Source organism: Thermoplasmatales archaeon, from assembly GCA_014361245.1.
GTDB lineage: Archaea > Thermoplasmatota > E2 > UBA202 > JdFR-43 > JACIWB01.
Window position 1 is genome coordinate 21,034 of the sequence record JACIWB010000005.1, and the last position, 26,531, is coordinate 47,564.

Consider the following 26,531-nt stretch of genomic DNA (forward strand, 5'->3'; position numbering starts at 1 on the left):
TAAGTATGTGAAGAAAGCAATAATTTTTGCAATTTTTGCAATTCTGGCAATATCAACAGTTGTATCCGCTGAGAAAATTATTGATAAAGAAAATGATGTGCTATATGTTGAATGGGATGAAAATTTAAATAGTTATAAGAGCATTTCTTCTTCAAATAAACCGAATATTGATATAAAAGAAGTATCATATGAAATAACAAGCGATGGAAATATTATTCTAAAGCTGAAAGTTTATGGAAATATAGAGAAATCGGATAAAGTTTTTTATTGGATAAACCTGAATACAACAGAAAGAAACTATTATGTTGTTTTTTCAAATAATACCCAAATATGCTATAGCATGAAGGGAGAAAACATTTCAACCTATATTTCAGGTGAGTTAACTCATTATGGCGACACTATCGTAGCAACCTTTAAATCAGCTGGTTTAGGCGAGAAAATCGAATTTTTGGCTTATTCAGCGGAATATGAAAGGCTCGATGTTAGAAATAGATGGTATGGTGACTGGGTTCCAGATAAATTTTCTCCTGTTTATGAGGAAAAGCAGGAAACAAAAGAAAAGAAAGGTTTGCCTGGTTTTGAGCTAATTTTAATTTTGTTAGCTATTACGATTATATTATGGAGAAAAAGATAGTTGGGCTGGATCTGGCGGCGCTTCCAAAAAATGAGAGTGGTGTTTGTATATTAAAGGAGAAACCTGAATTTTTTATTTTTTATGAGGATGAGGAAATATTATCTTTTTTTAAAAATTTTGAACCAGATATTGTAGCGATTGATGCCCCCCTCATGGAAGAAATTAGGATAAGGAAAGCTGATTTATTGCTTAAAAAATATGGGGCGATGCCTCCCACAATGCAAGGAATGAAAATTTTAACCAAGAGGGCAAATAAACTTGTTAAAAAATTGAATTGCAGGGTTATAGAAGTTTTTCCAACAGCAACAGCAAAAATAATCGGGATTTATGATAAAAACTGGAGAAGCATGGCTGAGAAATTGGGGATAAATATAAAAAGTAAGCATGAATTGGATGCATATCTTGCAGCATATACTGCCCATCTCTACCTAATAGGCGAAGCGGAGGAAGTGGGGGATGAGGAAAAGGTAGTTATTCCTAAAAAAAATAAAAAAGTTTAAGTTTAACATCTCTTATATGCTTCATGTATAAGGGGATGGGTTTAAATAAAATATTGCCTGTATTTGTTGGAATAGTAGTTTTAACTGTGATATTTTATGAAGCAAGAAGCAGTTACCCAAAAATAATATTTGTTGATGATGATTTTACAAATGATCCAGCAAATCATAAATGGAACAATATAGAAGATGCAATAAATGATGCAAATGATGGCGATACAATATTTGTTTTTAATGGAACATATCAAAAAAATATTTTTATAAATAAGGAAATAAGGATTGTTGGGATAGGAGATGTAACTTTAGATGGAATTGGAAAAGATTATGCGATAAACATTCTTTCAGAAAATGTAATTTTAGAAAACTTGAATGTAAGAAATGCCATAAAAGCTTTAATAAAAATATCAAAAGACAATGTTATCGTAAATAATTGCTCCTTTATAGGAAATAACATCACTGGTTTGGAAATAAATGCGAATAATATAGAGTTAAGAAATTGTAAGATAGAAGGAACATTCATAGCAATTAATGCAAGCGGTAGAAATATAAGAGTTATAAATACAAGCGTAGAAAATCCAGCAAAAGGATGGGGAATAATACTAAAAAATTCAAAGGATTGTTTATTTGAGAATATAAGCATCTCTAATATAGAAAATAAAAGCTTTAAAATAGAGAATTCATCAAATATAACCCTTTCAAAAATTTCTGTAAATAATTCATTCTGCGGAATACTATTGCTTGAAACAAATAACTCATCATTGTCTTTTATAAATCTTTCAGAAAATAAGATAGGGATAAAGATAGAAAAATCAATCAATAATACAATAAGGGATTGCAACTTTTTAAGAAATATAGGATATGGAATATATCTTGAAAATTCTTACAACAATTCAATATATCACAACAACTTTATTGATAATGGAATAAATGCGTTTGATGATGGAGCAAACATATGGAATAAAAGCGTTGGCAATTACTGGAGCAACTACGCTGGCAGGGATGAAAATAATGATGGGATAGGAGATGAACCATATCATTTTCTCAATTGTATAGATTTTCTTCCCTTAATTAATAAAATTGAATATCCTCCTTCTTTTGTTTGGGTTGATGATAATTATAATCAGCAAACAACTGGCTGGGGGATAGATCATTTCAATAACCTGCAGGAAGCCATAAATGCTGTTAAGGAGGGAGGAAAATGCCGTGTTTATAATGGGACTTATGGAAGAGTTTTCATAAATAAAAGTTTGGAAATTTTTGGCGATAAAAATGCAAAAATAATTTCAAGCGGAGATGCTGTTATAATATCTGCAAAAGATTTAAAGATTGGAGGTTTTGAAATCTCTGGAAGCGAAAATTGCCTGAGAATTCAGAATTCAGAGAATTTGAGTATTTTTGATTGCAAATTCAGAAATGGATTATTTGGAATATATCTAATAAATTCTTTCAACTGCTCTATCTGGAATTCTTCAGTATCAGGAAATACAAAAGGAATATACCTCTTCAATTCATCATTTGTAAATATCTCAAAAAGCATTGTATCCAATAATTCATATTTTGGAATAGAAATAAGCCACAATTCATCTAAAAATACAATATATGATTGCTCGATAGAAAATAACGGATATTATGGTATTTATATAATTTCATCAAATAACAGCATCTGGCATAATAACTTCATAAACAATACCGCATATGATATGGGTAAAAACGAATGGAATTCAGACTATGAGAGAGCGATTGGCAACTACTGGAGCAACTACGCTGGCAGGGATGAAAATAATGATGGGATAGGAGATGAGCCATATAGTCTGGAAGGCGGCGCAAATGATTTCTACCCCCTAATGAATAAAATTTCTTATCCTCCAAAATTTGTGTGGGTAAGCCGCTCATTTAATGAAACAATTCCTGGCTGGGGCGTTGATCATTCCTCAAACTTAAATGATGCAATTGAGATGCTACAAGAAGGCGGCGGGTGCTTTGTTTTTCCTGGATTATATGAGGAAAATGTTAGAATAGATAAGAAAGTTTTTATAGGGGGGCTAAATGCAACAATTGATGGAAATGGGGAAAGTGTTTTTAACTTATCGGGAAATAATATAAGCGTTTATAATTTGACTATAAGAAATTGCTGGGGAGATGCGGGAATAAAAATTTTTGGAGAGAATGTTTCTATAAGGGGATGCGAGATATACAGTAGCCATTATGGAATAAAAATATATGGGAGAAATGCGACATTGGAAAACTGCTCAATTCATGATAATTCATTTAATGGGATATATGTTGGAAAAAATGTTTCAAGAATAGCAAATTGCTCCATATATAACAACAATAATGGAATTTACATTGAAAGCAATTCAAATAGAATAGAAAATAGCAGTTTCAATAACTGTGTTATATGCATTAAAATAATAAATTCTTCAGGAAATGAGATGTATAAAAATATTTTCAGAAAAAGTATGTATGGCGTATATCTTACAAATTCTTCTGGAAATGCTATATATTTCAACAACTTCATTGAAAATGGAATAAATGCATTTGATGATGGGGCAAACATATGGAATAAAAGCGTTGGCAACTACTGGAGCAACTACGCTGGCAGTGATGAAAATGTAGATGGGATAGGAGATGAACCATATATAATAGATGAGAATAGCATTGATTATTTACCGTTGATAAAAGAAGCTGGTAAGCCAATATGCAAATTTAATTTTTCCCCTACAATTCCCTATTCTTTGGAAGAAGTGAGCTTTATCGATGCTTCCTTTGATTTTGACGGAGATATTGTTTCTTGGTTTTGGAGTTTTGGGGATGAAAATTATAGCAATGAGAGGAATCCAAAACATGCATATGCTAAAAGAGGAATTTATAAAATAAAATTAACAGTATTTGACGATGAAGGGAAAAATGACACAATGGAAAAATATATAGAAGTTTTAAATTTGCCTCCAGTTGCAAACTTTACATGGGAGCCACTTAGCCCAACAGATTTAGATAATATCACTTTCAATGCTTCTTCAAGCTATGATTTAGATGGCTACATTGTAAATTATACATGGCAATTTGGAGATGGAAGCATTGCTTATGGAGAAATTGTCCAGCATAGATACACAGATAATGGAACATATAATGTTACTCTAAGCATAATAGATGATGATGGAGGAGAAAATAATATAACAAAATCAATAGAAGTTTTAAATTTGCCTCCAGTTGCAAATTTCACATATGAGCCATTGCAGCCATTTTCTCTAACAACCATTACTTTCAATGCTTCTTCAAGCTATGATTTAGATGGCTACATAGTTAATTATACATGGCAATTTGGAGACGGAAGCTTCGGCTATGGCATAATTGCTGAGCATTCTTATAATTCCTCTGGAACATATAATGTTACTCTAAGCATAACAGATGATGATGGGGGAGAAAATAATATAACAAAATCAATAGAAGTTTTGAATTTGCCTCCTGTTGCAAACTTTACTTGGCAGCCACCTAACCCAACAGATTTAGATAATATTATTTTCAATGCCTCTTCAAGCTATGATTTAGATGGAAGCATAGTCAATTATACATGGCAATTTGGAGATGGAAGCATTGCTTATGGAGAAATTGTCCAGCATAGATACACAGATAATGGAACATATAATGTTACTCTAAGCATAATAGATGATGATGGAGGGGAAAATAATATAACAAAATCAATAGTTGTTTTGAATGTGCCTCCAGTTGCAAACTTCTTTTCAATAGATAATGTTACAATCCTCGATAAAGTTTATTTCTATTCAGACAAGCCAAACTATGCTTCATTTGATCCTGATGGAAAAATAGTAAATTATACCTGGAGTTTTGGAGACGGAAATATCAGCCATGAAAAGAATCCTTCACATCAGTATAGGAACAAGGGTGTTTATAAAATAACCCTAACTGTTACAGATGATGATGGAGCAAAATCAAATATTTCAAAGTCAATCATGGTAATAAACTTGCCTCCTTATGCAGATTTTGAATTTGAGCCAGCAAGCCCAACAGATTTGGACCAGATATTTTTCAATGCAAACAAAAGCTATGATTTGGATGGTTCCATAGTTAATTTTACATGGCAATTTGGAGATGGAAATATTGGTTACGGAATAAACATAACTCATAAATATGCAGACAACGGGAGTTATCTTGTAATCCTCACTATAACAGATAACGATGGCAAAATTGCAACAAAAGAAAAGAGCATAGAGGTTGCAAATATTCCGCCCTATGCCGCCTTCTATGCGCCGGAGGAGGCAAGAGAAAAGGAGGAAGTTACTTTTGATGCATCAATGAGCCATGACACGGATGGTGAAATTGTTAGCTATTCTTGGGATTTGGATGGGGATGGTGTTATAGATGCTCAGGGCAAGGTAGTAAAGTATAGATATGAGCGCAGGGGGGCGTATACAGTAAAATTGATTGTTTTTGATAATGATGGGGCAAACAGCACTTTTTATGGCTTTATAAATATAAGGGAAAAGGAAAAAATACCTGGATTTGAGCTTGTGATAATAATAGCTGCTTCAGCAATCCTTATATTTATGAGGAAGTATAGATTAGGAATATGGAGAATATAAAATTTATAAGAGATTCGCTGTACGGAAATATAAAGGTAGAGGGAATTATTCTTGAATTGCTTGAAACCGCTGAACTGCAGAGATTGCATGGAATAAAGCAACTTGGATTTACATATCTTGTTTATCCTGGAGCAAATCATACGAGATTTGAACACTCTCTTGGAACAGCATTTATAGCAGGGAAGATATGTGAGGCATTAGGAATTGAGAAAGAAGAAATTGTTATTGCATCTCTTTTGCATGATGTTGGGCATGGTCCTTTTTCTCATACTCTTGAAAATATATTACATGAAAGGACGGGAAAAAATCATGTTGATATAGGAAAAGATATTATTCTTGGCAGAAAAATTTTAAGCGAGCATAAAAATGTTGCAGAAGTTCTTGAAAAATATGGGATAGATAATAAAGAAATTGTTGAAATTTTAAACGGCGAAAAAGAATATAGCTCAGAAATAATTCATGGTTCTCTTGATGCGGATCAAATAGATTATTTAATGAGAGATGCTTATTATACTGGTGTAGCTTATGGTGTTATAGATAGCGATAGGTTAATTCAGACAATGAAATTATATGATGGGAAAATTGTTTTTGAAAAGAAAGGCATTAGCGCTCTTGAAAGCCTGCTTGTTGCAAGGGCGTTGATGTATTCTTCCGTTTATCTTCATAAAACTGTAAGGATAGCTGAATTAATGCTTGTAAAGGCAATAAAAAAAATTGATTTTGATTTTTCATTGCTTAATGATTGCGAGTTAATTGAAAAGCTTAAAAATTCAGGAGAATATCAAAAAGATATTGTAAGCAGGCTGAAATATAGAAAACTATTTAAGAAAGCTTTTGCAAAAAGTTTTGATGAGCTGAATGAAAAGGAAAGAGGAATTCTTGCAGAAGTAAATATAAGCGATGTTGAAGAAGAAATTGCAAAGAAAGTTGGCATAGATGATGGCTACATAATTGTTGATATTCCTGGAAAGGATATACTGCTTTCAGAACCAAGGATAAGAAAAGTTGATATAAAAGTTATTGACGATGGGAAAGTAAAAAATCTTGGAGAACTAACTCCTCTGGCAAATGCACTTCAAGCAAGGGGAATAACAGATTGGGCTATAATGGTATGCTGTCCCGAGGAGTATAGAAGGGAGGTAGAAAAGTATTCAAATAAAATAATATTTGGATAAAGATGATAATATCAATCGGAAAATCGAGCATCGAGATCGTAAAAGGGGACATAACAGCCCAGCAGGCGGAGGCGGTAGTTAATGCAGCAAACCCCCAACTCACTCCAGGCGGAGGGGTGAGCGGCGCAATCCACAGGGCGGCTGGCAGGGAGCTCTGGGAGGAATGCAAGAAGCTTGGGGGATGCAGGCCAGGAGAGGCAAAGATTACAAGTGGCTATAAACTTGCAAAATATGTGATTCATACGGTCGGGCCGATTTATACAGGGAAGCCAGAGGATGAGATTACTCTTGCCAATTGCTACAGGAACAGCTTAAAGCTGGCGATGGAGCATGGAATAAAGAGCATTGCATTTCCATCAATAAGCACTGGCATATATGGCTATCCAGTTGAGGAAGCGGCAAGAATTTCTCTTGAAACAATTATATCCTTTCTTAGAGGGCATGAAGTTGAAATGGAAGTAAGGATTGTTCTTTATGATGATAGAACATATTTAACTTTTCTAAGGATTGCTGATGAACTCAAAAAGTTTTTAAAACTATAGGTTTTTCCATTCAGGTGAAAAAATTATTGAGAAAATTCTTCCTTATATGGGCGGACTTTACACATTGATATGGATACCTATTGGCTTAATCATAAATATTTTACTTTCCAGAAAATTTGGTGAGGAAAAAGTGGAGAAAAAAATGAAAAAATTTGGATTGTTTCTTCTTTTTATTTTTGTTCCAATTCTTGTTTTCAAAAATTTCTTTAATGTAAATTTTGGCAAAGAAGAAATTGATTTCATCTTTGTATCAATCATTTTCATGTTTTTTCTTTATCTTATTGCTTATCTTTTTTCTCTGCGCAAGGCAAAAAATGATTTAAAAACAATTGTTGTAAATCAGGGGCGCAGTTCTGCATTTATTGGAGGAGCATTGCTATCGATAGAAAAAATAGCAATTTATGCTGCTATATATATGAGCTTATTAGGGATTTATCTATTTGCAATAATTCCATATTTTTTATCAAGGGGAAAGGGAAAAAATCCTCTGCCATCCTATTTAAAAATTTATCCGTGGTATTTGCTTGTTTTTCCAATTTCAGCGGTTTTGATACATTCCTATACCGGATTAACAACAAAAACAATGCAATATGGCTCAATAATTGATTTTCTATCATCGCTCACGATAATTTCTGGCTTATACTATGTTGGAGCGAGCATAAAGTTAAAGGATTTAAAATTAGGCGAGTTGAAGAAGATTTTTACAGGAAATGATGAATTTAAAGTTGTTAAAGAAATTCTTGTAATAACTTTGCTATTAACCCCTCTTGTTTCATTCATTCTGCTCGCTCCCTTGCTTGCTTTCAAGATAATTCCTCTGGAATGGTTTATTGTTTTGCTTATAAATACAATCCTTCCAATTACAAGCACCAATATCTTCCTAGTTCCTTATGGAATAGATAGAAGAGCAACAGCCTTATCTGTAACATGGTCAACAGTATTCTCAATTCCTATTTTCATTATTCTATTCAATTTTGTTTTGATGATTTAAAAATCATTCCTCCACAATTCTTTTTGCTTTTCCTTCGCTTCTTGGAAGCGAAAATGGCTTTACAATTTCAACTGGAATATGCAGGTTAAGCATTGTATAAATTTCATCCTCAATTCTTTTTGCAATTCCTTCATCTTCCGCCTCAACTCTAACTATAAGAGTTGTCATCTCCTTCTCCTTCTTCTTTACTATCTGATAATTTTCACTTCCTCCAGCCCTTATTATTGCTTCTTCTATTTGCGATGGAAATACTATTACTCCTTTAACCTTCATCATATCATCGCTCCTTCCTTTAATGCGTGATTGAATTGGCAGGGTGCGCCCGCACTCGCAGGCTTCTTCGCTATAACTTGCTATATCTCTTGTCCTGAACCTTATTGCTGGAAATGCTTCTTTAGTAAGGGTTGTAAAAACGAGCTCACCTTCTCCTTCTTCTATTCTCTCGCCTGTTTTTGGATCAATCAACTCTGGCAGAAAATGGTCAGCATTTATATGCAATCTCTTTTCCTCACACTCGCTTACAACTCCAGGCCCTATTATTTCAGTCAATCCATAATGCTCGCAAGCCCCTATATTCCATTTCTCTTCAATTTTTCTCCTCATTTCATCGCTCCATGCCTCCGCTCCAAAAAAGCCAAGGCGAAGTTTGAAGTCATCGCTACAAAGACCCATTTCCTCTGCTACTTCTGCCATGTAGAGAGCATAGCTCGGTGTGCATGCAATGCAGGTTACTCCAAAATCTTTCATTATATTTATCTGCCTTTTTGTATTTCCAGAGCTAACTGGGATTACAAGAGCCCCAATTCTCTGGGCCCCTCTTTCAAATCCATGCGCCCCTGTAAATAATCCGTATCCATAGGAATTCTGCATTATATCATTTCTCCTCATTCCATTAGCCCATAATGAGCGTGCCATAACATCAGCCCATATTTCAATATCTTTCTTCGTATATACATCTACAACTGGCTTTCCAGTTGTTCCAGATGAAGCATGGACTTCAATGCAGTCATCAAGCTGAACACAAAGCAATCCAAAAGGATAATAATTTCTCATTTCATCTTTTGTGAGGAAAGGTATTTTAGATAAATCTTCCAAGCTTTTTATATCACTTGGCTTTATTCCATGCTCATCAAACTTGCGATGATATATTTCATTCCTTTCGTATACAAACTTTATTACTTTTTTAAGCCTCCTTAATTGAAGCTTCTTTAATTCTTCCAGTGGCATTGCCTCAATTTTTTCATCCCACATCATGCTTGTAAATACAAAATCATATAAAAATTTAAATTTCATAAAACTTAAAACATGTGCAGCTATTATGCCAATGCTTCAGCCAATTGAAGAAATTGCAAAAAAGATAGGAATAAGAGAAAGCGAATTAATTCTCTACGGCAAATACAAAGCAAAAGTAAGTCTGGATATTTTAAAAAGGATAAAGGGGAGAAAAAATGGAAAGCTAATTCTTGTAACAACAATAAATCCAACATTTGAAGGAGAAGGGAAAACAACAGTGACAATTGGCTTGGCCCAGGCTTTGGCAAAACTGGGGAAAAAAGTATGCCTTGCGATAAGGGAACCAAGCATCGCCCCTCTGATGGGTGCAAAGGGCGGCGGGACTGGCGGCGGGCGGAGCAAGGTAGAACCATCGCAGGATATAAATATGCATTTTACAGGAGATAAATATGCTGTGAGCATAGCCCATAATCTTCTTTCGGCATTGATTGACAACCATATTTTTTACGGAAATTCACTGGATATAGATTCAAGATATATTCTTTGGCCGAGGGTTATTGATATTGGGGATAGAAATTTGAGGAATGTTGTTGTTGGATTAGGAGGAGCAAAGGATGGCGTGCCCCGCGAGGAAAGATTTTCGATTACAGCAGCTTCCGAAATAATGGCAATCCTTTGCCTTAGCGAGAGCATAGAGGAAATGAAGGAAAAAATAGGCAGAATAATAGTTGCTTATTCCAGAGATGGTGAGCCGATAAGAGCTGAAAAATTTAAAGCGGTTGGAGCTATGGCGGCGTTGCTTAAAGAAGCGATAATGCCAAACTTGGTTCAAACCACGGAAAATGTGCCAGCATTTGTTCATGGAGGTCCTTTTGCAAATATTGCTCATGGCTCGAGTAGCTTAATTTCGGCAAAAATTGGGCTGAAGCTCGCTGATTATTTCATAACGGAAGCTGGCTTTGGAACAGATTTGGGGGCTGAAAAATTTTTTGATATAGTTTGCAGGCATAATCTAAAGCCAGATATTGCAATAATTGTGGTTTCGCTGAAATCTCTTAAATGGCATGGGGGAATGAGCATTGAAGATGCAAAAATGAAAAAAAGCACTAAAGCGGTTAGGAGAGGACTTGAAAACTTAGAGAAGCATGTTGAAAATATTCAAATTTTTGGCCTGCCAATGATCGTCGCTCTAAACAAATTTAAAGGAGACAGCGATGAAGAAATTAAAATTGTTGAAAAATTTTGCGAGGAAAGAGAAATTCCCTTTGCAATAGCTGAGGTGTATGAAGAGGGCGGGGAGGGAGGAATTGAACTCGCTGGGAAAGTTATTGATACAATTTATAACAATAAGCCAAAATTCAAATTTCTTTATGAAAATGATTTGTCAGTAAAGGAGAAAATAGAGGTAATTGCTGAAAAAATATACGGTGCAGAGAGGGTTGTTTATACATTGCCAGCAGAAGATGATATCAGAAAAATAAATAAAATAGGGCTGAATGAAATGCAGGTATGCATTGCAAAAACACCATATAGCCTGTCAGATGATGCTTCTTTGCGCGGCAGGCCTAAAAACTTCAAGATAACGGTGAAGGAGGTCAGGCTCTCGGCGGGCGCGGGCTTCCTTGTGCCTGTTACCGGGAAAATTACAACGATGCCGGGCTTGCCATTGAAGCCATCCGCAGAGAATATAGATGTGGATGATAGGGGCAACATAATAGGGATTTAAAAATTTATTTATACTTCCTCCTATTAGATTAATAGACATGATTGATATAAGGAATAAGGCGGATGAGATTGGAGAAAGAATAATAAAAACAAATTTTGCTCAGCAGGTTATAGGAAAAATAAAAAACAACAAGATTTTTAGGATAATTTATAGAGAAATGGAAAGGATAATTGAAAAAAAGATGCTTGAGGAGATAAAAAAGGAAAATACGCCGAGACATATAGCAATAATAATGGATGGTAACAGGAGATATGCGATGAGGGAGGGATTACCACCGTATAAGGGGCATGAAATTGGCGAAGATAAGCTTAAAGAAGTGATAGAATGGTGCTATGAAATAGGAACAAAAATATTGACTGTTTTTGCATTTTCAACAGATAATTTTAAAAGATCAAAGGAAGAAGTGGAGCATTTAATGAAACTTTTTGAAGAAGATTTAAAGAAGTTATCTCAAGATGAAAAAATACACGAGAAAAGGGTAAGGATAAAAATTATTGGAAGTGTTGATTTGTTGCCAAAAGAGGTGAGGGAAGCTGCAATAGATATTATGAAAAAAACTGAAAATTATAACGAATATTATCTAAATATAGCAATTGGTTATGGTGGAAGGGAGGAAATTGTTGAAGCAATAAAGAGAATAGCAAAAGATATTGAAAATGGAAAAATTGAACCAGATAAAATAGATAAGGAAACAGTTTATTCCTACCTCTACACCTCTCATCTTCCTTTTCCAGACCCAGATTTGGTAATGCGCACATCTGGAGAGGAAAGAATATCAAATTTTTTGCTATGGCAGCTTGCTTATTCAGAATTATATTTTACAGATGTTTATTGGCCCGCTTTGAAAAAAACAGATTTTTTAAAAGCAATTCAGTCTTATCAGAGGAGGCAGAGAAGATATGGAAAATAAAATTCCTTTAATATTTTTTATATTTGCAATTATTGCATTTATATTTGCATTTATTGAAGGTGAGCTTAAAGCTGGATTATTTTTAATATTTCCATTTGTTTATGGAAATGGAATTTTCACCTTTATCGGAATAATTTTATTGTTTTTGTCTTTCCTCCTGTTTTTTATTTCCTCTCTTAAAAGAATTGAAGGAGAGGTTGAATATAAAGAAAGTAAAGGAGGAGTTATTTTAATAGGTCCTTTTCCAGTAATTATCTCAGATAATATAAAAAATGCATTATTTCTTTTAATATTTTCGTTGGTTGTTTTCATTGTTTTTGTTTTATTTTTCTTGGCTATTTAGAAAAATTATTTTATCCATATTATATTAATAGCATGAAAGTTCGCATTGATGGTAAAAATATTGGAATAGAAGATGTTTTTAATGTTGCAAGAAAAAGATATAAGGTTGAGATAGGTAAAGAAGCAAAGAGAAGGGTGGAAAAAGGAAGAAAAAATTTATTGAATATAATTTCAAAAGATAAAGCTGTTTATGGAATAAATACTGGCTTTGGAGAATTAGAAAATATAAAAATAAGTAAGGAAAAAATTAAGGAATTGCAAAAAAATTTGATAAGAAGTCATTCATGTGGGGTTGGAGAAGCCCTTGATGAAGAAATTGTAAGGGCAATAATTTTTTTGCGATTGGTCTCGCTTGCAAAGGGTTATTCAGGTGTAAGATATGAAATAGTTAAGAAGCTTGCTGAAATGCTAAATAAAAATTTTTATCCATATATTCCATCGCAGGGCTCTGTAGGGGCGAGTGGTGATTTGGTGCCATTGGCTCATCTTGGGCTGGCGATGATGGGTGAGGGATTTGCTTTTTTTAATGGAAAGATAGAAAGCACAGGCAATGTATTCAAAAAGTTAGGAATTAAAAAAATTGAGTTTGATGCTAAGGAAGGAATTGCTATGATAAATGGAACGCAGTTTATGGCTGGTATTGCTTGCTTAGCCCTGCATGATGCTGAGAATTTGTTAAAAAATGCCCAGATTGCAGGAGTAATGAGCTTGGAAGCTTTGAAAGGCACCGATCAAGCTTTTAGAGAGGAAATAAGCAAACTGCGCCCATATGAAGGACAGATGGCGGTTGCCAGAAATCTCTGGAAGCTTACAAGAGGAAGCGAAATAATTGCTTCTCATAAAAATTGTGAAAAAGTTCAGGATGCTTATACGCTAAGATGCATGCCCCAAGTATTTGGAGCTTTTCATGAATACTTGAACTTTCTGAAAAAAATTGTTGGGACAGAAATAAATTCTGTTACAGATAACCCTCTTATATTCGAAAATTTTGCATTATCGGGAGGAAATTTTCATGGCGATGCATTAGCAATCTCACTTGATTTACTCAATATTTTACTCACAAAAATGGGAAATTTTTCTGAAAGAAGAATATTTCGCCTTTTAGATGCAAAGCTATCTGGATTACCACCTTTTCTTATAAAAGAGCCGGGAATAAACTCAGGAATGATGCTATTGCAATATGTAGCTGCCTCTCTTGCAAGTGAAAACAAAAGCTTGGCTTATCCAGCAAGCGTTGATAACATTCCAACTTCAGCAAATCAGGAGGATTATCAATCAATGGGGAGCATAGGGGCAAGAAAATGCATGCAAATAATTAAAAACACAAGGAAAATAATAGCCATTGAATACATAGTTGCATCCCAGGCTTTGGATTTTTTCAAGCTCAAGGCATCTCCAGCAAGCATGAAGGCGAAAGAAATTGTGAGAAAATATGTTAAAGAGCTAAAAGAGGATAGAGCAATGTATGAGGATATAGAAAAAATTGAAAAAGCTGTTAATAGTGGGGAAATTGTAAGAGAAGTTGAAAAAATAGTTGGAAGGATGGAGTAAATATGCTTGTAAATGCTGATTTCCATATTCATTCCTCATTTTCTGGCGGGTCTTCGGAAAAAATTGATTTAAAAAATCTTGCAATTGGGGCTAAAAAGAAGGGATTGAATATTTTGGGCACCGGCGATTGCCTGCATGAAAAATGGCAGAAAGAAATAAAGAAATATTATTCAAAAGGGAAAATAGAGGTGGAAGGAATAAATTTTGTACTCACTTGCGAAGTAGAAGACAAAAACAGGGTTCATCATCTTTTGCTCTTTCCAGACTTTGACTCAGTTGAGCAATTCAAAGAAAGTGTAAAAAATTATATAAAGGATGAATTCAGCGGAAGGCCAAAAATTTTTGCTGGTGGAAATGAGCTTATTGAAATTTCCTTTGAAGCAAATGCTTTGGTTGGGCCGGCGCATGCCTTCACGCCCTATACTTCTCTATATGCTTATTTTAACTCAGTATTAGAATATTATGGAAAAAAACCATCTTTCGTTGAACTTGGGCTAAGTGCTGATTCAAACTATGCAGATAGAATAAAAGAATTAAATTCATTGCCTTTTTTAACAAATTCAGATGCTCATTCTTCCTCACCTCACCGCTTGGGAAGGGAATTTAATAGAATTGAAATAAATGAGTTCAGCTGGGATGAAATAAAAAATGCAATTGCTAAAGGAAAAATAGCTATAAATGCTGGTTACCCTCCTGAAAAAGGTAAATATAATCGCACCGCTTGTTGTTTTTGCTATAGAATTTATGAAAAAAATGAGGCAGAAAAGATGGGATGGAAGTGCAGGTGTGGCGGAAAAATAAAAAAAGGAGTAAAGGATAGAATTGATGAGCTTGCTGATTACGATGAGCCAGTTCATCCTGAAAATAGGGCGAGATATGTTCATCTTATACCTCTTGTAGAGATAATAGCATCCTCACTTCGCATAAGCCCCTATTCATCTCTTGCCATTAAAAGATGGGAAGAACTTTTGAGCTTTGGAAGCGAAATAAATTTGCTTCTGGATGCAAATTTAAGCGAATTAAGGAAAAAATCTCCTCAAGCAATTATTGATGCAATTGCCTCTTTTAGAGAAGGAAAAATAAAAATAATTCCTGGCGGCGGGGGGAAATATGGGGAGCTGATAATATGATATGTGGTATAGACGAGGCGGGGCGCGGGCCTGTTATAGGGCCGATGGTTGTTGCGGGTGTTTGGATTGAGGAAAGCGATGAAGAGAAGCTTTTAAGGGCAGGGGTTAAGGATTCGAAAAAACTCACGCCTGGAAGGAGGGAGGAAATTGCATCTTATATAAAAAATAATTTTGTTCATGAAATTGTGGTTATAGAAGCAAGTGATATAGATGATTTGAGGAAAACAATGACAATTAATGAGCTTGAGGCATATATTTTTGCAAGTGTTGCCAATAAAAATTTTGCAAGAATTTATTTTATAGATTCTGCAGGAAATGACAGCAAAGAATTTGGGGAAATGATAAAAAAGAATTTGAAATATGGTGAAGTTATTTGCGAGCATAAGGCAGATGAAAATTATGCGGTTGTAAGTGCCGCTTCAATAATTGCAAAGGTTGAGAGAGACAGGCAAATTAAGAAAATTTCTGAAGAACTTGAAAAAATAATTAATAAACCTCTTGGAAGCGGTTATCCAAGCGATGAAAAAACAATAGAGTTCATAAGAGAATGGTTTGAAAAGTTCAATGAATTTCCACCACATACAAGAAAAAGCTGGAAAACATTGGAAAGGATAAAGCAGAAAAGATTGTTTTAAATAGCAATAACTGAAAAATACTGCCTTTGTTTTACTATTTATGGAAAATGAAGTAATTTCGTGTATAAAAGGAAGGAGAAGCGTAAGGAATTATTCTAATAAGGATTTGCCGAAAGAAATAATAGAGGAAATTATAGATGCTGGAAGATATGCTCCCTCTGCAGAAAATAGGCAACCTTGGAGATTCATAGTTATTACAAATAAAGATTTTATAAAAAAACTTTCAGAAGAAGTGAAAAGGGAAATAGGGAATATAATTAAAAATAGGAGAAAATTGAGAAAAAGATATAAGGAGCTGGAAGATGAGACAACGATATTTTTTCTTTTCGCAATTACAAAATCAAAAACCTCAATATTTTTTGATGCACCAGTAGTAGTATTTATAGTTACAGATGATAGGATTTTTAATGATGAATCATGTGCATGCTGCGCCCAGAATATGATGCTTTATGCATGGAGCGTTGGTATTGGAAGTTGCTGGATAGGCTTTGCAAAATTTCTTGAGATGAACAGGGATATTATGAAAAAAATTGGTGTGCCAGATGGCTATCATATTTCTGCCTGTCTTACATTTGGTTATCCAGATAAAATCCCGCAAACACCTTTAAGAAATCCGATGGCGGACATAATAAAATGGATTGATTAAATCATTTCCCTAGCAACTTTTGCAATATTCTCAGCAGTGAGCCCGTATTTTTCGAGCAATTCTTCTGCTTCTCCGCTTTCTCCAAAAACATCATTTATTCCTATTCTATGCATCTGGGTTGGCTTCCTTTGAATTGCCATCGCAATCGCATCTCCAAGCCCACCTATTACTGTATGCTCCTCGCAGGTTATTATTCTTCCTGTTTTGCTTGCCTTTTCAACAACTTTCTTATCAATTGGCTTTATTGTGGGCATATGAACAACCATTGCATCTATTCCTTCTTTCTTCAAAATTTCTCCCGCCTTTATTGCTTCTGCTGTCATTGTTCCTGTTGCTATTATTGCAACATCGTCTCCGTCTTTTAAAATATATCCCTTTCCTATCTTAAATTCTCCATGCTTTTCAAATATAACAGGAGCATCAGCCCTTCCAATGCGAACATAGCAAGGCCCATAATAGTTTGCAATCTCGGGAACAACATCTTCCATTTCAGTGGCATCAGCTGGAGCAATAACCGTCATGTTTGGCAAAGCTCTCATCAAAGCAATATCCTCAAGCATTTGGTGGCTTGCCCCGTCTCCTCCAACAGATACGCCCGCATGCGTCGCAACAATTTTTACATTTAGGCAGGGATATGCTATTGACTGGCGGATTGCATCATAACATCTTCCTGTTGCAAAAACCGCGAATGTGGAGGCAAAAACTATCTTTCCACATGTTGCAAGGCCAGCTGCTATTCCCATCATATTTGCTTCCGCAATTCCAACATCAAAAAAGCGGTCTGGAAAAACTGTTCCAAATCTTTTTGTTTTTGTTGAAAGGGCTAAATCTGCATCGAGCACAACTACATCCTTATTTTTATTTCCCAATTCAATCAATGCGGAGCTGTATGCATCTCTTAAATTCCTCTTTTCTTTAAACATCTAACTCACGCTCCTCTTGTTCAAGCTCACTTATCGCTTTCATGTATTGTTCATGTGAAGGTGCTTTTCCATGGAATGATAGAGTTCCTTCCATAAATGACACACCTTTTCCTTTTATTGTGTTTGCTACTATTATTGTTGGCTTTCCATTTTTCTTTATATTGTGAAATGTATCCAAAATTTCTTCAATATTATGCCCATCTATTTCAATCACATTCCATCCAAAAGCACGCCATCTCCAGGCAATTGGTTCAATATGCATTATTTCTTCAGTTGGCCCATCTATCTGCAAGCCATTTCTATCAAGAATAGCAATTAAATTATCGAGCTTGAAATGAGAGGCAGAATTTGCTGCTTCCCATACCTCCCCCTCCTGCAATTCCCCGTCTCCAAGTATAACAAAAACTCTGTAATCCTTTTTATCAATTTTTCCGGCGAGAGCCATTCCAACAGCAACACTCAATCCATGCCCGAGCGAGCCAGTTGACATATCCACGCCTGGCACCTTCCTCATGCAAGGATGTCCCTGAAGGAAATGTCCAGTTTTTCGAAGATTTTTTAGTTCATCGACAGGGAAATAGCCAGACAAAGCAAGAGCGGCATATAGTGCGGGGCATGCATGCCCTTTCGAAAGAACAAGCCTGTCTCTATCCTCCCATTTAGGATTTTTTGGGTTGTGTCTCATTTCATGAAAGTAAAGGCAGGCAATTATATCAGCAATTGATAAACTCCCGCCTGGATGCCCAGAGCCAGCCCTATAAATTGATTCTATAACCCATTTTCTTATCTGTAAAGCAGTTCTTTTTATTTCTTTTACAAGTTTTTCTTCATGCATTTTATATGAAATAAATTACACATATTTATTTATGATGATGGAATTACTTTTATGAGCTTGCTGATAAAGAATATAGGAGAAATTTTTGATGGATATGGCATAAGGAAGGAGAAATATATCTATATGGAGGAGGGAAAAATAAAAAGCATAGGAGAAAAAAAGAGGGCAGATGAAGTTATAGATGCTTGCAATAATTTTGTTATGCCGGGCTTTGTGGATTGTCATACTCATGCTGTTTTTGCTGGGTATAGAGATTTTGAAGTTGAATGGAAATTAGAAGGAGCAAGCTATAGAGAGATTGCGGAGAGAGGGGGAGGAATATTATTTACTGTGAGAGAAACAAGAAAGGCAAGCAAGGAAAAAATAAAGAGGGAAACAGAAAAAAGAATAGAGGAGATGATAAAGCATGGAACAACAACAGTGGAAATTAAAAGCGGTTATGGACTTGATTTGAAAAATGAAGTAAAATTGCTTAAAGTGATAAACGGAATAGATAGAATCGATGCAATTCCAACATTTCTTGCACATGCAATTCCTGAGGGAGAAAATGAAAAAGATTATGTTGATTATATTTTAAATGAAGTAATTCCTTATATAGGAGAAAGAAAAATGGCAAAATTCTGCGATGTTTTTTGCGAAAAAGGATATTTCAGCATTGATTCATCAAGAAAAATATTGCAAGCTGGAAAAAAATATGGAATGATTCCAAAAATTCATGCAGATGAGTTTTCATGCATTGGATGCGGGAGGCTTGCAGGGGAAATTAAAGCATCTTCAGCAGACCATTTGCTGAAGGCAAGGTTGAATGATCTGAAACTGATGGCAAAAAATGGAGTAGTGGCTGTTTTGCTTCCTTTTGTGCCATTTTTACTTGATGAGCATTTTCCCTCATATGAAAATATGAAAAAATCTGGAGTTGATATTGCAATTGCAACCGATTTGAATCCAAATTGCTATGTTATGAATATGCAGCTCGCCCTTCAGATTGCCTGCTATAAGATGGGAATTAAGGTTATTGACGCTTTAAAATATGCCACAATAAATTCTGCAAAAGCATTAAAAATGGATAGGGAGATTGGAAGCATAGAAAAGGATAAAAAAGCAGATTTAATAATTACAAATATTCCTTCCCATTCATTCATTGCCTATAAGATTGGAGTGAATTTCGTTAATAAAGTAATAAAAAATGGTGAAATAATATACGAGAGCAACTAATCTAATTTCTTCAATATTTCTTCAATTTTATCCTCCAGTTCCCTGCTTTTCGTAAATAATATTACATCTTCTCTCATCCTTTCAACCATCCTCCTTATTGCATCCTGCTTCTTTTTTATGGGTATTAGGCCAGAAGGATAGTCAAATTCAAATATTTTATCACTTATTTCCTCTATTATTTCAAGCAACTTCTCTACTTCTTTTATATTTTTCTCCCTCAGCATATAAAATTCCTTTCTCTTTAGCTCTCCTACAGCGTCAGCAAGCCCCATCAGGTAGGCAGAGCAGCTCACATTTATTTCATCTGGGTAAGGAAAATCTTTATCCTCAATTATTGAGAGAAAAATTTCCGCCTCCGCAAGCTCCTGCATTGCGCCTTCCGTGTAGCCGGAGGATATTATATCCGGATGCTCCTTTGCTGAATCTTTTATTTCCTTTAATATTTTTTTCGCTTCCTCAATATATTTTTTTGCCTCATCAATTTCTCCATAGTGTATCTTTTTAATGCTTTTCCTGCTGTTCCTTATTATATCCCTGCAAAACTTCAACGTCTTTTCTCGCAAATCATCCTTTTCATTCAGTTTTTTTTCTATAAAACCTGTTATCTCTTCAAGATTTTTCATAAAAGAAAAATACGAAAGAATATTAAATTTATCTGCTAATTCAGTTTTTCCGAAAGTGAAATTGCACCAATGGGATGGTATAAAAAATTGGCAAATCTGGCATATTTACTATGAATTTGGAAAGAAAAAGTAAAAAAGAATTTATTTTTCATTCGGATAAACTGTAATTATTTCCGCCTTCCTCTTTTTTATTAAAACATCTTCCTCAATTCTTATTCCGAAGTTTTTAGTATAAACTGCCGGCTCAATTGCAAAAACCATGTTTTCTTTAAATAAAAAATTGGATTTTTTGCTTATGGAATAGCCATCATGCACATTTAAGCCAATGGAATGACCCAGTCCATGAATCATTTTAAATTTATACCTTGAAAAAAATTTTTCTACTTTTTTATATACCTCACTTGCTTTTACTCCTTCCTTTAATTCATCAATTGCAATATTTAATGCTTCATTTACTATTTCATATACTCTTTTTTCTCTCTGGCTGTAAAAAGACCTTGTAATATCCGAGCAGTAGCCATCATACTTTGCCCCACAATCAATTATAACTGGATTTGAAAATAATTTATTTGAAGGAACATGATGGGGAATTGATGTATTTTTTCCAAAAGCAACTATTGTTGGGAAGGCATTTTTTGCTTCTCTATTTATTTTGCAATCTATTTCAAAAGCAACATCTTTTTCTCTTTTTCCATAAAAATTTAGCTTCTCAATAGATTTCAAGGTTAGCAGGCATGCCCTTCTTATTTTTTTTATTTCTTCTTTATCCTTTATTACCCTAACCTCCTTAATTTTTCTGCTTATATCAATAAAATTTGCCTTAAAATTTTTCTTCAAATAGATAAAATCATTGTATTTAAGAGCTTCTCCATTGAAACCAATTTTTTTTCCATCTAAAAAATCCTTCAAAATTTTTTTAAGCTCCTCCTTGCTATGATAAAAGATTCCCTCTCTTTCAAGGGGAGTGGAAATAATTTTTGCTCCTTCCTTTGTAACAATTGCAACGCTGTCCTCATGCAACCCTTTTGCTTTTGTAAAATAAAAAAAATTCTCATCATTATTTTTTATAAATATCGCATCAACATCAGTCAAATCAAATATTTTTTTCCATCTCATTTTTATCCTCCAGATATTTGCATAATTCCGCTATTTTCTCCGGGCTTATTTCCTCCACCCTCCTGTCAGCCACACCAGTTTTTTCCGCCGCCTCCCTTGCAAGCGGGCCCAGCGCAGCAACAGAATTCTTTATTTTTTTTCTTCTATGGGCAAAAAGAACCCTTACAACCCTATCAAATATTTCATAATTCAAATCAAATCTTTTTCCAATCGGCACAACTTTTACAATGCAGGAATCAACTTTTGGGATAGGGCGGAATGCTCTTCTCGGAACAATCTCAAGAATCTCAATGTCTGCTTTTGAATAAGCCATTACTGAGAGGCGGGAATAATTTTTTCCTTCTCTTGCAACAAGCCTTTCAGCAAATTCCTTTTGATACATAAGTATGCCGAGTTCAAATTTTTTTTCAAGTAATTTAAATGTTATTTCGGAAGAAATATGATATGGAATATTTGAAATTACCTTATTGAAATATATATCATTTAAATCAATTTTTGTTACATCCTCATTTATCACTTCAACATTTTTTATATTTTTCAGTTTTGGTATAAACCTTTCGTCTATTTCAACTGCAATAACTTTGGCAATTTTAGCAATTTTTTTTGTTAAAATTCCATTTCCCGCTCCTATTTCAAGTACAAAATCATTTTTATTCAAATTTGCATAATTTACCTGTCTTTCAGCTATACTTTCATCTATCAAAAAATTCTGGCTGAATTTCATTTTCTTAGAGGCGGGCGGGTAAATAAGCGGTATTTTTCATCTGGGTTCTGCAATTCTTCAAGAACCCTTTTAGCAATTAGTTTATCTGGATGATGAAGATTTTTTATCCTTGCAGATAAATCTTCAAAATTTTTGAAAGGAGCCTTCTTTCTTTCCTGTAAAATTTCGAGCATTGTTTTTTTACCCAGTCCCGGGATAAGTTCGAGGGCATGAAATCTGGTTGTTATCGGAGGAGATTCATTAAAAAATTTAACAAATCTATCTTCATTTTTCTTTACTATATCTATAAGAACATAAAAAAGTTCTCCCTGAGCTGTTGGTGTTAAATCTTCATAATTAACCCTTCCTTTTACCTTCATTATTTTATCTCTTTTCTCAAGCTCTTTTCCAACATAGACCCTTTCTCCTATATTGAGTGTGACATCTGGTTTTGGAGTGAGTTCAAGTAATGTAAATTCTTTTTCACCTATTCCATAGGCAACAGGTATCCTCCTATAACCAGTTCTTCCTGAGGGTAAATAATCCAAAATATAAACAAAATCTTCCATTCTGCCTCCTATTTATATTTTTTAACCAGTTCAATAATTTTATTTATTTCCTCGTCAGATGGCATGTATGTTTCTTTTGCAAATATTGCAACTACTTCGTCTTTTTCTACTGGCAATAAATCCGCTATTTTGCACGCCTGTTTTTCATTAATTCTTCCTATTTTCATTAGCTCTTCTACAAGCTCCCTCCCTTCCTTAATGCTTATCGAAGATACTTTTTCGCTGTGTTCAAGAGCTATTTTTTGCTCCCTATTTAGTTCTCTTTTACTGCTAATCTTGCTCAATATATCTTTTATTTCAGAAATAAGGAGAATTTTCATCCTGATACCCTTCTCAAATGTTCAGGATAAGCGATTATATGCTTTATTTTGTTACCATCTCTTATCTTTAGTATATATGCCTTCCCCTGCCTCCCTGCGATGCTACCCGTTTTTCCCTGGTAGCGGGGATGGGGCATTCCATAATGGACAGAGGGATCTATCACTATTGCAACCTTTTCTCCCTCCTCAAATTTTTGCATTGCTCTTGTTATAACATTCATTTTTCCTTCTCTAAATTTTTTTCCCAATTTTTTTCTTGTTTTGCTCCTAAATCCTCTAGATCTTCTCATTTTCATCACCCACGTATATTACATCCAACTCTTCTACTTCTATTTCTGAGCCATATAACTCGCTAAGCGAAGGTATTGTCCTTCCATTATCTCCTGTTATGAGTTCCTTTATGTAAGTCCCGGCTTCTGCAACGACTTCAATTACTGCTTCATTCATTTTAATTTCCATTATTTTTATATCTATTATTTTTCTTTCCCTTATTTTTTCTGCCCGTCTATGGGAAACCCTGCTTGGAGTGCGTTGAGCTATTTTTCTACCCCTTAATGCATTTACCGCTTCATTAATTTTTCCATCGCCAGTGAATTTTATCTTTACCCTATATACTTTCTCGTATTTAGCACTTTTCAATTTTTCTATCTCGTTCCTGCTGGCATATCTTAAATTGCTTACCTCCACTTTTCCTTTTGCATATTCATTTATTTTTTTCTCAAGAATTTTTAAATCTATTTTTCTTTTTTTTGGATTCCTTAATTCAAGTATGAAGGGTCTGCCATTTCCAAGCATCAATACATCTATATCCTCTCTTCCCGCTCCATGAAAACTTTCGTCTTCTGCTTCAAACTGATGCAATGCTTCGTGAGCAATCAGTTCTTCCACACTTTCCTCATACATTTTCCCCTTATAATTGCAATATTTACATCCTATTCCTCTGCATTTCCTGCAATACCATTTTGTCTGAGGAATGCCCCTGATTAGCTTTTTGTATCTTCCATATATAAAAACTGGTTTTACATCCAATTTAACTCTATCAAATGAGGTGTCTATTATACCAACAATATCTGGAGATTCAAAATCAACTGTTTTTCCAGTAATTTTTTCAATTATTTTTCCTACCTCCCTGTCTATTTCCCTTTTTATGCTTTCACTATAATCTGTTTCTATTTCTTTTTCCTTCATTATTATTTCCTCATCAATCATGCACCCGACCAGAAAACTATCGAATTCATATTTTTTCATTTCTTCCATCAAAATTTTTGCATAATTTTCTATTTCCCCAGATATACCTGAACAAAGCCAGCATTTTTTTGGAGGAGTTTCATCAATTTTAAGTAGCGAGCAAAATTTTTTTCCTCTTTCATAATTTTTTAGTCCGTCTTTTAATTTTGCAAATTGTCTTCCAAGGCATGAATTGCAGAGCCCATAACTGGCTATTTTTTCAATCTCTTTCATATTTTCTATACCCTTTTGCAATGATATATACTTCACTGCTTGCTTTTCTGCTCGCCTGCGGGCGATGAAGTTTTACCATCCTGAAGGATTTTTTAACATCTTCTAAAAATTCTTTAAAGTCACTGCCTTCGAAGATTTTACAAACAAAATTTCCACCTTCTTTTAGAAATTCTTTTGCAATTTTAAAGGCATGCTCGCATAGCCATACACTCCTTGCCTGGTCCATTTCATACTTTCCAGATAAGTTGGGGGATGCATCACTTATAACTGCATCAACCTCGCTTGCAATATCTTTTATTCTTGAAACAGTATTTTCATCGGTGATATCTCCTTCAATAAATTCGACACCCTCAATAGGCATCATTTTTTTTATATCAATCGCTATAACCCTTCCATATCTGGAAGCAACCTGGCTCCATCCCCCTGGTGACGCCCCGAGATCAATTATAATGCTTCCTTTCCTTAAAATATGATATCTGTTGTTTATCTGAATAAGTTTAAAAGCACTTCTCGCTCTATATCCCTGCTTTTTCGCCTCTTTGTAGTAATGGTCCTTTTTTCTTTCGGAAATCCATTTCATTAAAGAACAACATCAAGGTCAAGTTCTTCAGCAAGTTCCTTATATCTATTCCTTATTGTAACTTCTGTAACACCAGCAACATCCGCAACCTCCCGCTGTGTTCTTCTTTCCCCACAGAGTATTGATGCAATATAAATTGCTGCTGCAGCCACACCTGTTGGCCCTCTTCCAGAAGTAAGCTCCTTGTCTTCAGCTTGCTGAAGTATTTCAAGCGCTTTTGTCTTCACTTCCTCGCTAAGATTTAGTTCAGAGCAAAACCTCTCGACATAATCCTGCGGAAATGTTGGCATAAGTTTTAGATAAAGCTCCCTCGCCAAAAAGCGATATGTGCGTCCTATCTCCTTCCTATCGACTTTGGATGACATTGCCACCTCATCAAGTGTGCGCGGCACCCCGCACTGCCTGCAGGCGGCGTATATTGCTGCCGCCGTCACCCCCTCGATGCTTCTCCCTCTTATAAGGTTCTTTTCCACAGCCCTCCTATAAACCATTGCGGAAGCCTCTCTTACATTTCTCGATAAGTTCATATCAGTTGCTATTCTATCCAGTTCCTGTAAAGCTGCTGCAAGACTTCTTTCTGAAGAGCCTCCTACTCTTATTCTTCTCTGCCACTTCCTGAGCCTGTATAGCTGTGCCCTGTTTCTTGTTGGAATTGATTTTCCGTAGCTATCCTTGTTTTTCCATCCGATTACCGTGCTTAGCCCCTTATCCGCTGCTGTATAATCAAGAGGTGCTCCTGTTCTTGCTCTCTTTTCTCTTTGTTCTGGGTCAAAAGCGCGCCATTCAGGCCCTTGGTCAATGTATGCATCATCAACAACCAGCCCACAATCTTGGCAAACAAGCTCTCCTCTCTCATAATCTTGAACAAGATGGGTTGAACCACATTCGGGACACTTTTCAATTTCCTCTATTTCAGCTTTTTTCTTAACCATTTTCATCCCTTTTTAAATTTTTCGGCAAAATAAAAACATTCTAATATATAAAGTTTTTGGTCATGTCCAGTATTTCCGAATGTTGTGTTAGATTTTGATTTTTGCAATCAAATTTTTTGCAAAAAAATAAAAAATTTTTTATCAATTTAATTTAATTGTTCTGAAAACAAAAAATCAAAAAATAATTTCTTCTCTATAAAAATATTAGCGAAAGATAGTCCTATAACTTTCGAGATAAATTATTAAAAAATTTTGATGATTTTTTCATCGATTCTTTTAGCACAATTAATATTACATAGAACTTTTCTTTGCTTTATTAAATCAAGAATAGAATCTTTCCACTTTTCAGCTATTATAGAAATAAATTCTCTTATAAAGTACCACAGATTATAAAGGATAGCAGAAAATATGAAAAAGAAAAACCTTATAATAGGATTCTCTGTCTTCGTTTTTATCATAAAATTCTCTTGAGCATCTCTATAAAAATTTTCTATGTTCCATCTTCTCCTATATAGATCTGCAAGACTAAGAATATTTGATTCATCAATTTCAATGTTTGTGCAGAAAACATCGAAATTTTTCCAATTTTCTTTATATTTGTTACCATTTGGAATGAAGAACAAGTTTGTTTTTATTTCTTC

General features: G+C 34.6%; 27 protein-coding genes. 14 read left to right on the plus strand and 13 right to left on the minus strand.

Features of this window, described 5'->3' with window-relative positions; genetic code table 11:
* Positions 1 to 7 precede the first annotated feature (7 nt).
* The 6 genes from H5T45_01765 to H5T45_01790 all read left to right on the plus strand — a co-directional run bounded on the left by H5T45_01765 (position 8) and on the right by H5T45_01790 (position 8,440).
* Positions 8 to 634 (plus strand): hypothetical protein, encoded by a 627-nt coding sequence (locus H5T45_01765; protein MBC7128443.1) that lies wholly within the window; start codon positions 8 to 10, stop codon positions 632 to 634.
* Positions 619 to 1,134: a DUF429 domain-containing protein gene (locus H5T45_01770; GenBank protein ID MBC7128444.1), complete on the plus strand. Its 516-nt coding sequence runs from the start codon at positions 619 to 621 to the stop codon at positions 1,132 to 1,134. Before H5T45_01765 ends, H5T45_01770 begins: the two co-directional genes overlap by 16 nt.
* Positions 1,135 to 1,157: 23 nt before the next feature.
* The gene (locus tag H5T45_01775) at positions 1,158 to 5,732 is read left to right on the plus strand and encodes a PKD domain-containing protein (protein ID MBC7128445.1); all 4,575 of its coding nucleotides are present in this window, start codon (positions 1,158 to 1,160) and stop codon (positions 5,730 to 5,732) included.
* Complete coding sequence (locus tag H5T45_01780) at positions 5,720 to 6,907, plus strand: HD domain-containing protein (protein ID MBC7128446.1); 1,188 nt, start codon at positions 5,720 to 5,722, stop codon at positions 6,905 to 6,907. The genes H5T45_01775 and H5T45_01780 overlap by 13 nt, the downstream gene beginning before the upstream one ends.
* A 2-nt stretch (positions 6,908 to 6,909) precedes the next feature.
* Entirely contained in the window at positions 6,910 to 7,449 is a 540-nt protein-coding gene (locus H5T45_01785) for a macro domain-containing protein (protein MBC7128447.1), read from the plus strand.
* A 142-nt stretch (positions 7,450 to 7,591) separates the two neighbouring features.
* Entirely contained in the window at positions 7,592 to 8,440 is an 849-nt protein-coding gene (locus H5T45_01790) for a hypothetical protein (protein MBC7128448.1), read from the plus strand.
* Positions 8,441 to 8,443: 3 nt separating this feature from the next.
* Here the strand turns inward: H5T45_01790 and H5T45_01795 are convergent, their stop codons facing one another.
* Positions 8,444 to 9,694, minus strand: a complete 1,251-nt coding sequence (locus H5T45_01795; protein ID MBC7128449.1) for a phenylacetate--CoA ligase — start codon at positions 9,692 to 9,694, stop codon at positions 8,444 to 8,446.
* A 64-nt stretch (positions 9,695 to 9,758) separates the two neighbouring features.
* Between H5T45_01795 and H5T45_01800 the strand changes: the two genes are divergently transcribed.
* The 7 genes from H5T45_01800 (at position 9,759) to H5T45_01830 (ending at position 16,613) form a co-directional block, all read left to right on the plus strand.
* A complete protein-coding gene (locus tag H5T45_01800; protein ID MBC7128450.1) occupies positions 9,759 to 11,399 on the plus strand; it encodes a formate--tetrahydrofolate ligase in 1,641 nt (546 codons plus the stop codon).
* 157 nt (positions 11,400 to 11,556) lie between these two features.
* Complete coding sequence (gene uppS / locus H5T45_01805; GenBank protein ID MBC7128451.1) at positions 11,557 to 12,309, plus strand: di-trans,poly-cis-decaprenylcistransferase; 753 nt, start codon at positions 11,557 to 11,559, stop codon at positions 12,307 to 12,309.
* Positions 12,299 to 12,652 (plus strand): DUF131 domain-containing protein, encoded by a 354-nt coding sequence (locus H5T45_01810; GenBank protein MBC7128452.1) that lies wholly within the window; start codon positions 12,299 to 12,301, stop codon positions 12,650 to 12,652. Before uppS ends, H5T45_01810 begins: the two co-directional genes overlap by 11 nt.
* A 32-nt stretch (positions 12,653 to 12,684) precedes the next feature.
* Positions 12,685 to 14,202, plus strand: coding sequence for a histidine ammonia-lyase (gene hutH, locus H5T45_01815; GenBank protein ID MBC7128453.1), 1,518 nt, complete (start codon positions 12,685 to 12,687; stop codon positions 14,200 to 14,202).
* A 2-nt stretch (positions 14,203 to 14,204) separates the two neighbouring features.
* Positions 14,205 to 15,332 (plus strand): TIGR00375 family protein, encoded by a 1,128-nt coding sequence (locus tag H5T45_01820; protein ID MBC7128454.1) that lies wholly within the window; start codon positions 14,205 to 14,207, stop codon positions 15,330 to 15,332.
* Positions 15,329 to 15,967, plus strand: coding sequence for a ribonuclease HII (locus H5T45_01825; protein MBC7128455.1), 639 nt, complete (start codon positions 15,329 to 15,331; stop codon positions 15,965 to 15,967). The genes H5T45_01820 and H5T45_01825 overlap by 4 nt, the downstream gene beginning before the upstream one ends.
* 40 nt (positions 15,968 to 16,007) lie before the next feature.
* The gene (locus H5T45_01830; GenBank protein ID MBC7128456.1) at positions 16,008 to 16,613 is read left to right on the plus strand and encodes a nitroreductase family protein; all 606 of its coding nucleotides are present in this window, start codon (positions 16,008 to 16,010) and stop codon (positions 16,611 to 16,613) included.
* Here H5T45_01830 and H5T45_01835 read toward each other — a convergent pair.
* A complete protein-coding gene (locus tag H5T45_01835; GenBank protein MBC7128457.1) occupies positions 16,610 to 17,536 on the minus strand; it encodes a transketolase family protein in 927 nt (308 codons plus the stop codon). The two genes, H5T45_01830 and H5T45_01835, sit on opposite strands and share 4 nt — an antisense overlap.
* On the minus strand, positions 17,529 to 18,371 hold the full coding sequence (locus H5T45_01840; GenBank protein ID MBC7128458.1) for a transketolase: 843 nt from the start codon (positions 18,369 to 18,371) through the stop codon (positions 17,529 to 17,531). Before H5T45_01840 ends, H5T45_01835 begins: the two co-directional genes overlap by 8 nt.
* Positions 18,372 to 18,422: 51 nt before the next feature.
* Here H5T45_01840 and H5T45_01845 point away from each other — a divergent pair, with 51 nt between their 5' ends.
* Complete coding sequence (locus tag H5T45_01845; protein MBC7128459.1) at positions 18,423 to 19,586, plus strand: imidazolonepropionase; 1,164 nt, start codon at positions 18,423 to 18,425, stop codon at positions 19,584 to 19,586.
* On the opposite strand, the gene H5T45_01850 is transcribed toward H5T45_01845, so the two are convergent.
* From H5T45_01850 to H5T45_01895, 10 genes are all read right to left on the minus strand, one after another.
* Positions 19,583 to 20,209 carry an RNA-binding protein gene (locus tag H5T45_01850; protein ID MBC7128460.1) on the minus strand — a complete coding sequence of 209 codons (627 nt, stop codon included), beginning with the start codon at positions 20,207 to 20,209 and terminating at the stop codon, positions 19,583 to 19,585. The genes H5T45_01845 and H5T45_01850 overlap by 4 nt on opposite strands.
* A 141-nt stretch (positions 20,210 to 20,350) precedes the next feature.
* Positions 20,351 to 21,325 (minus strand): aminopeptidase P family protein, encoded by a 975-nt coding sequence (locus tag H5T45_01855; protein ID MBC7128461.1) that lies wholly within the window; start codon positions 21,323 to 21,325, stop codon positions 20,351 to 20,353.
* Entirely contained in the window at positions 21,303 to 22,049 is a 747-nt protein-coding gene (rsmA, locus tag H5T45_01860) for a ribosomal RNA small subunit methyltransferase A (protein MBC7128462.1), read from the minus strand. The genes H5T45_01855 and rsmA overlap by 23 nt, the downstream gene beginning before the upstream one ends.
* On the minus strand, positions 22,046 to 22,597 hold the full coding sequence (locus H5T45_01865) for a DUF655 domain-containing protein (GenBank protein ID MBC7128463.1): 552 nt from the start codon (positions 22,595 to 22,597) through the stop codon (positions 22,046 to 22,048). The genes rsmA and H5T45_01865 overlap by 4 nt, the downstream gene beginning before the upstream one ends.
* Before the next feature lie 8 nt (positions 22,598 to 22,605).
* Complete coding sequence (locus H5T45_01870) at positions 22,606 to 22,917, minus strand: RNA polymerase (GenBank protein MBC7128464.1); 312 nt, start codon at positions 22,915 to 22,917, stop codon at positions 22,606 to 22,608.
* The gene (locus H5T45_01875; protein ID MBC7128465.1) at positions 22,914 to 23,207 is read right to left on the minus strand and encodes a 50S ribosomal protein L21e; all 294 of its coding nucleotides are present in this window, start codon (positions 23,205 to 23,207) and stop codon (positions 22,914 to 22,916) included. The genes H5T45_01870 and H5T45_01875 overlap by 4 nt, the downstream gene beginning before the upstream one ends.
* Positions 23,194 to 24,378, minus strand: a complete 1,185-nt coding sequence (locus tag H5T45_01880; protein ID MBC7128466.1) for a tRNA pseudouridine(54/55) synthase Pus10 — start codon at positions 24,376 to 24,378, stop codon at positions 23,194 to 23,196. The genes H5T45_01875 and H5T45_01880 overlap by 14 nt, the downstream gene beginning before the upstream one ends.
* Positions 24,365 to 24,958, minus strand: a complete 594-nt coding sequence (locus H5T45_01885; protein ID MBC7128467.1) for an RlmE family RNA methyltransferase — start codon at positions 24,956 to 24,958, stop codon at positions 24,365 to 24,367. The genes H5T45_01880 and H5T45_01885 overlap by 14 nt, the downstream gene beginning before the upstream one ends.
* Positions 24,958 to 25,890, minus strand: coding sequence for a transcription initiation factor IIB (locus H5T45_01890; protein ID MBC7128468.1), 933 nt, complete (start codon positions 25,888 to 25,890; stop codon positions 24,958 to 24,960). The genes H5T45_01885 and H5T45_01890 overlap by 1 nt, the downstream gene beginning before the upstream one ends.
* A 242-nt stretch (positions 25,891 to 26,132) precedes the next feature.
* Positions 26,133 to 26,513 carry a transposase gene (locus H5T45_01895; protein ID MBC7128469.1) on the minus strand — a complete coding sequence of 127 codons (381 nt, stop codon included), beginning with the start codon at positions 26,511 to 26,513 and terminating at the stop codon, positions 26,133 to 26,135.
* Between the last annotated feature and the right edge of the window lie 18 nt (positions 26,514 to 26,531).

Excerpts from the sequence above, each read along its gene's own strand:
- H5T45_01830 (MBC7128456.1), top strand. The coding sequence starts at position 16,008 with ATGGAAAATGAAGTAATTTCGTGTATAAAAGGAAGGAGAAGCGTAAGG.
- H5T45_01870 (MBC7128464.1), bottom strand. The coding sequence starts at position 22,917 with ATGAAAATTCTCCTTATTTCTGAAATAAAAGATATATTGAGCAAGATT.
- rsmA (MBC7128462.1), bottom strand. The coding sequence starts at position 22,049 with ATGAAATTCAGCCAGAATTTTTTGATAGATGAAAGTATAGCTGAAAGA.
- H5T45_01825 (MBC7128455.1), top strand. The coding sequence starts at position 15,329 with ATGATATGTGGTATAGACGAGGCGGGGCGCGGGCCTGTTATAGGGCCG.
- hutH (MBC7128453.1), top strand. The coding sequence starts at position 12,685 with ATGAAAGTTCGCATTGATGGTAAAAATATTGGAATAGAAGATGTTTTT.
- H5T45_01855 (MBC7128461.1), bottom strand. The coding sequence starts at position 21,325 with ATGAGATGGAAAAAAATATTTGATTTGACTGATGTTGATGCGATATTT.
- H5T45_01780 (MBC7128446.1), top strand. The coding sequence starts at position 5,720 with ATGGAGAATATAAAATTTATAAGAGATTCGCTGTACGGAAATATAAAG.
- H5T45_01840 (MBC7128458.1), bottom strand. The coding sequence starts at position 18,371 with ATGCATGAAGAAAAACTTGTAAAAGAAATAAAAAGAACTGCTTTACAG.
- H5T45_01885 (MBC7128467.1), bottom strand. The coding sequence starts at position 24,958 with ATGAAATGGATTTCCGAAAGAAAAAAGGACCATTACTACAAAGAGGCG.
- H5T45_01820 (MBC7128454.1), top strand. The coding sequence starts at position 14,205 with ATGCTTGTAAATGCTGATTTCCATATTCATTCCTCATTTTCTGGCGGG.
- H5T45_01890 (MBC7128468.1), bottom strand. The coding sequence starts at position 25,890 with ATGGTTAAGAAAAAAGCTGAAATAGAGGAAATTGAAAAGTGTCCCGAA.
- H5T45_01810 (MBC7128452.1), top strand. The coding sequence starts at position 12,299 with ATGGAAAATAAAATTCCTTTAATATTTTTTATATTTGCAATTATTGCA.
- H5T45_01800 (MBC7128450.1), top strand. The coding sequence starts at position 9,759 with ATGCCAATGCTTCAGCCAATTGAAGAAATTGCAAAAAAGATAGGAATA.
- H5T45_01770 (MBC7128444.1), top strand. The coding sequence starts at position 619 with ATGGAGAAAAAGATAGTTGGGCTGGATCTGGCGGCGCTTCCAAAAAAT.
- H5T45_01790 (MBC7128448.1), top strand. The coding sequence starts at position 7,592 with ATGAAAAAATTTGGATTGTTTCTTCTTTTTATTTTTGTTCCAATTCTT.
- H5T45_01785 (MBC7128447.1), top strand. The coding sequence starts at position 6,910 with ATGATAATATCAATCGGAAAATCGAGCATCGAGATCGTAAAAGGGGAC.
- H5T45_01875 (MBC7128465.1), bottom strand. The coding sequence starts at position 23,207 with ATGAGAAGATCTAGAGGATTTAGGAGCAAAACAAGAAAAAAATTGGGA.
- uppS (MBC7128451.1), top strand. The coding sequence starts at position 11,557 with ATGGAAAGGATAATTGAAAAAAAGATGCTTGAGGAGATAAAAAAGGAA.
- H5T45_01795 (MBC7128449.1), bottom strand. The coding sequence starts at position 9,694 with ATGATGTGGGATGAAAAAATTGAGGCAATGCCACTGGAAGAATTAAAG.
- H5T45_01775 (MBC7128445.1), top strand. The coding sequence starts at position 1,158 with ATGTATAAGGGGATGGGTTTAAATAAAATATTGCCTGTATTTGTTGGA.
- H5T45_01880 (MBC7128466.1), bottom strand. The coding sequence starts at position 24,378 with ATGAAAGAGATTGAAAAAATAGCCAGTTATGGGCTCTGCAATTCATGC.
- H5T45_01845 (MBC7128459.1), top strand. The coding sequence starts at position 18,423 with ATGAGCTTGCTGATAAAGAATATAGGAGAAATTTTTGATGGATATGGC.
- H5T45_01865 (MBC7128463.1), bottom strand. The coding sequence starts at position 22,597 with ATGGAAGATTTTGTTTATATTTTGGATTATTTACCCTCAGGAAGAACT.
- H5T45_01835 (MBC7128457.1), bottom strand. The coding sequence starts at position 17,536 with ATGTTTAAAGAAAAGAGGAATTTAAGAGATGCATACAGCTCCGCATTG.
- H5T45_01850 (MBC7128460.1), bottom strand. The coding sequence starts at position 20,209 with ATGAAAAATCTTGAAGAGATAACAGGTTTTATAGAAAAAAAACTGAAT.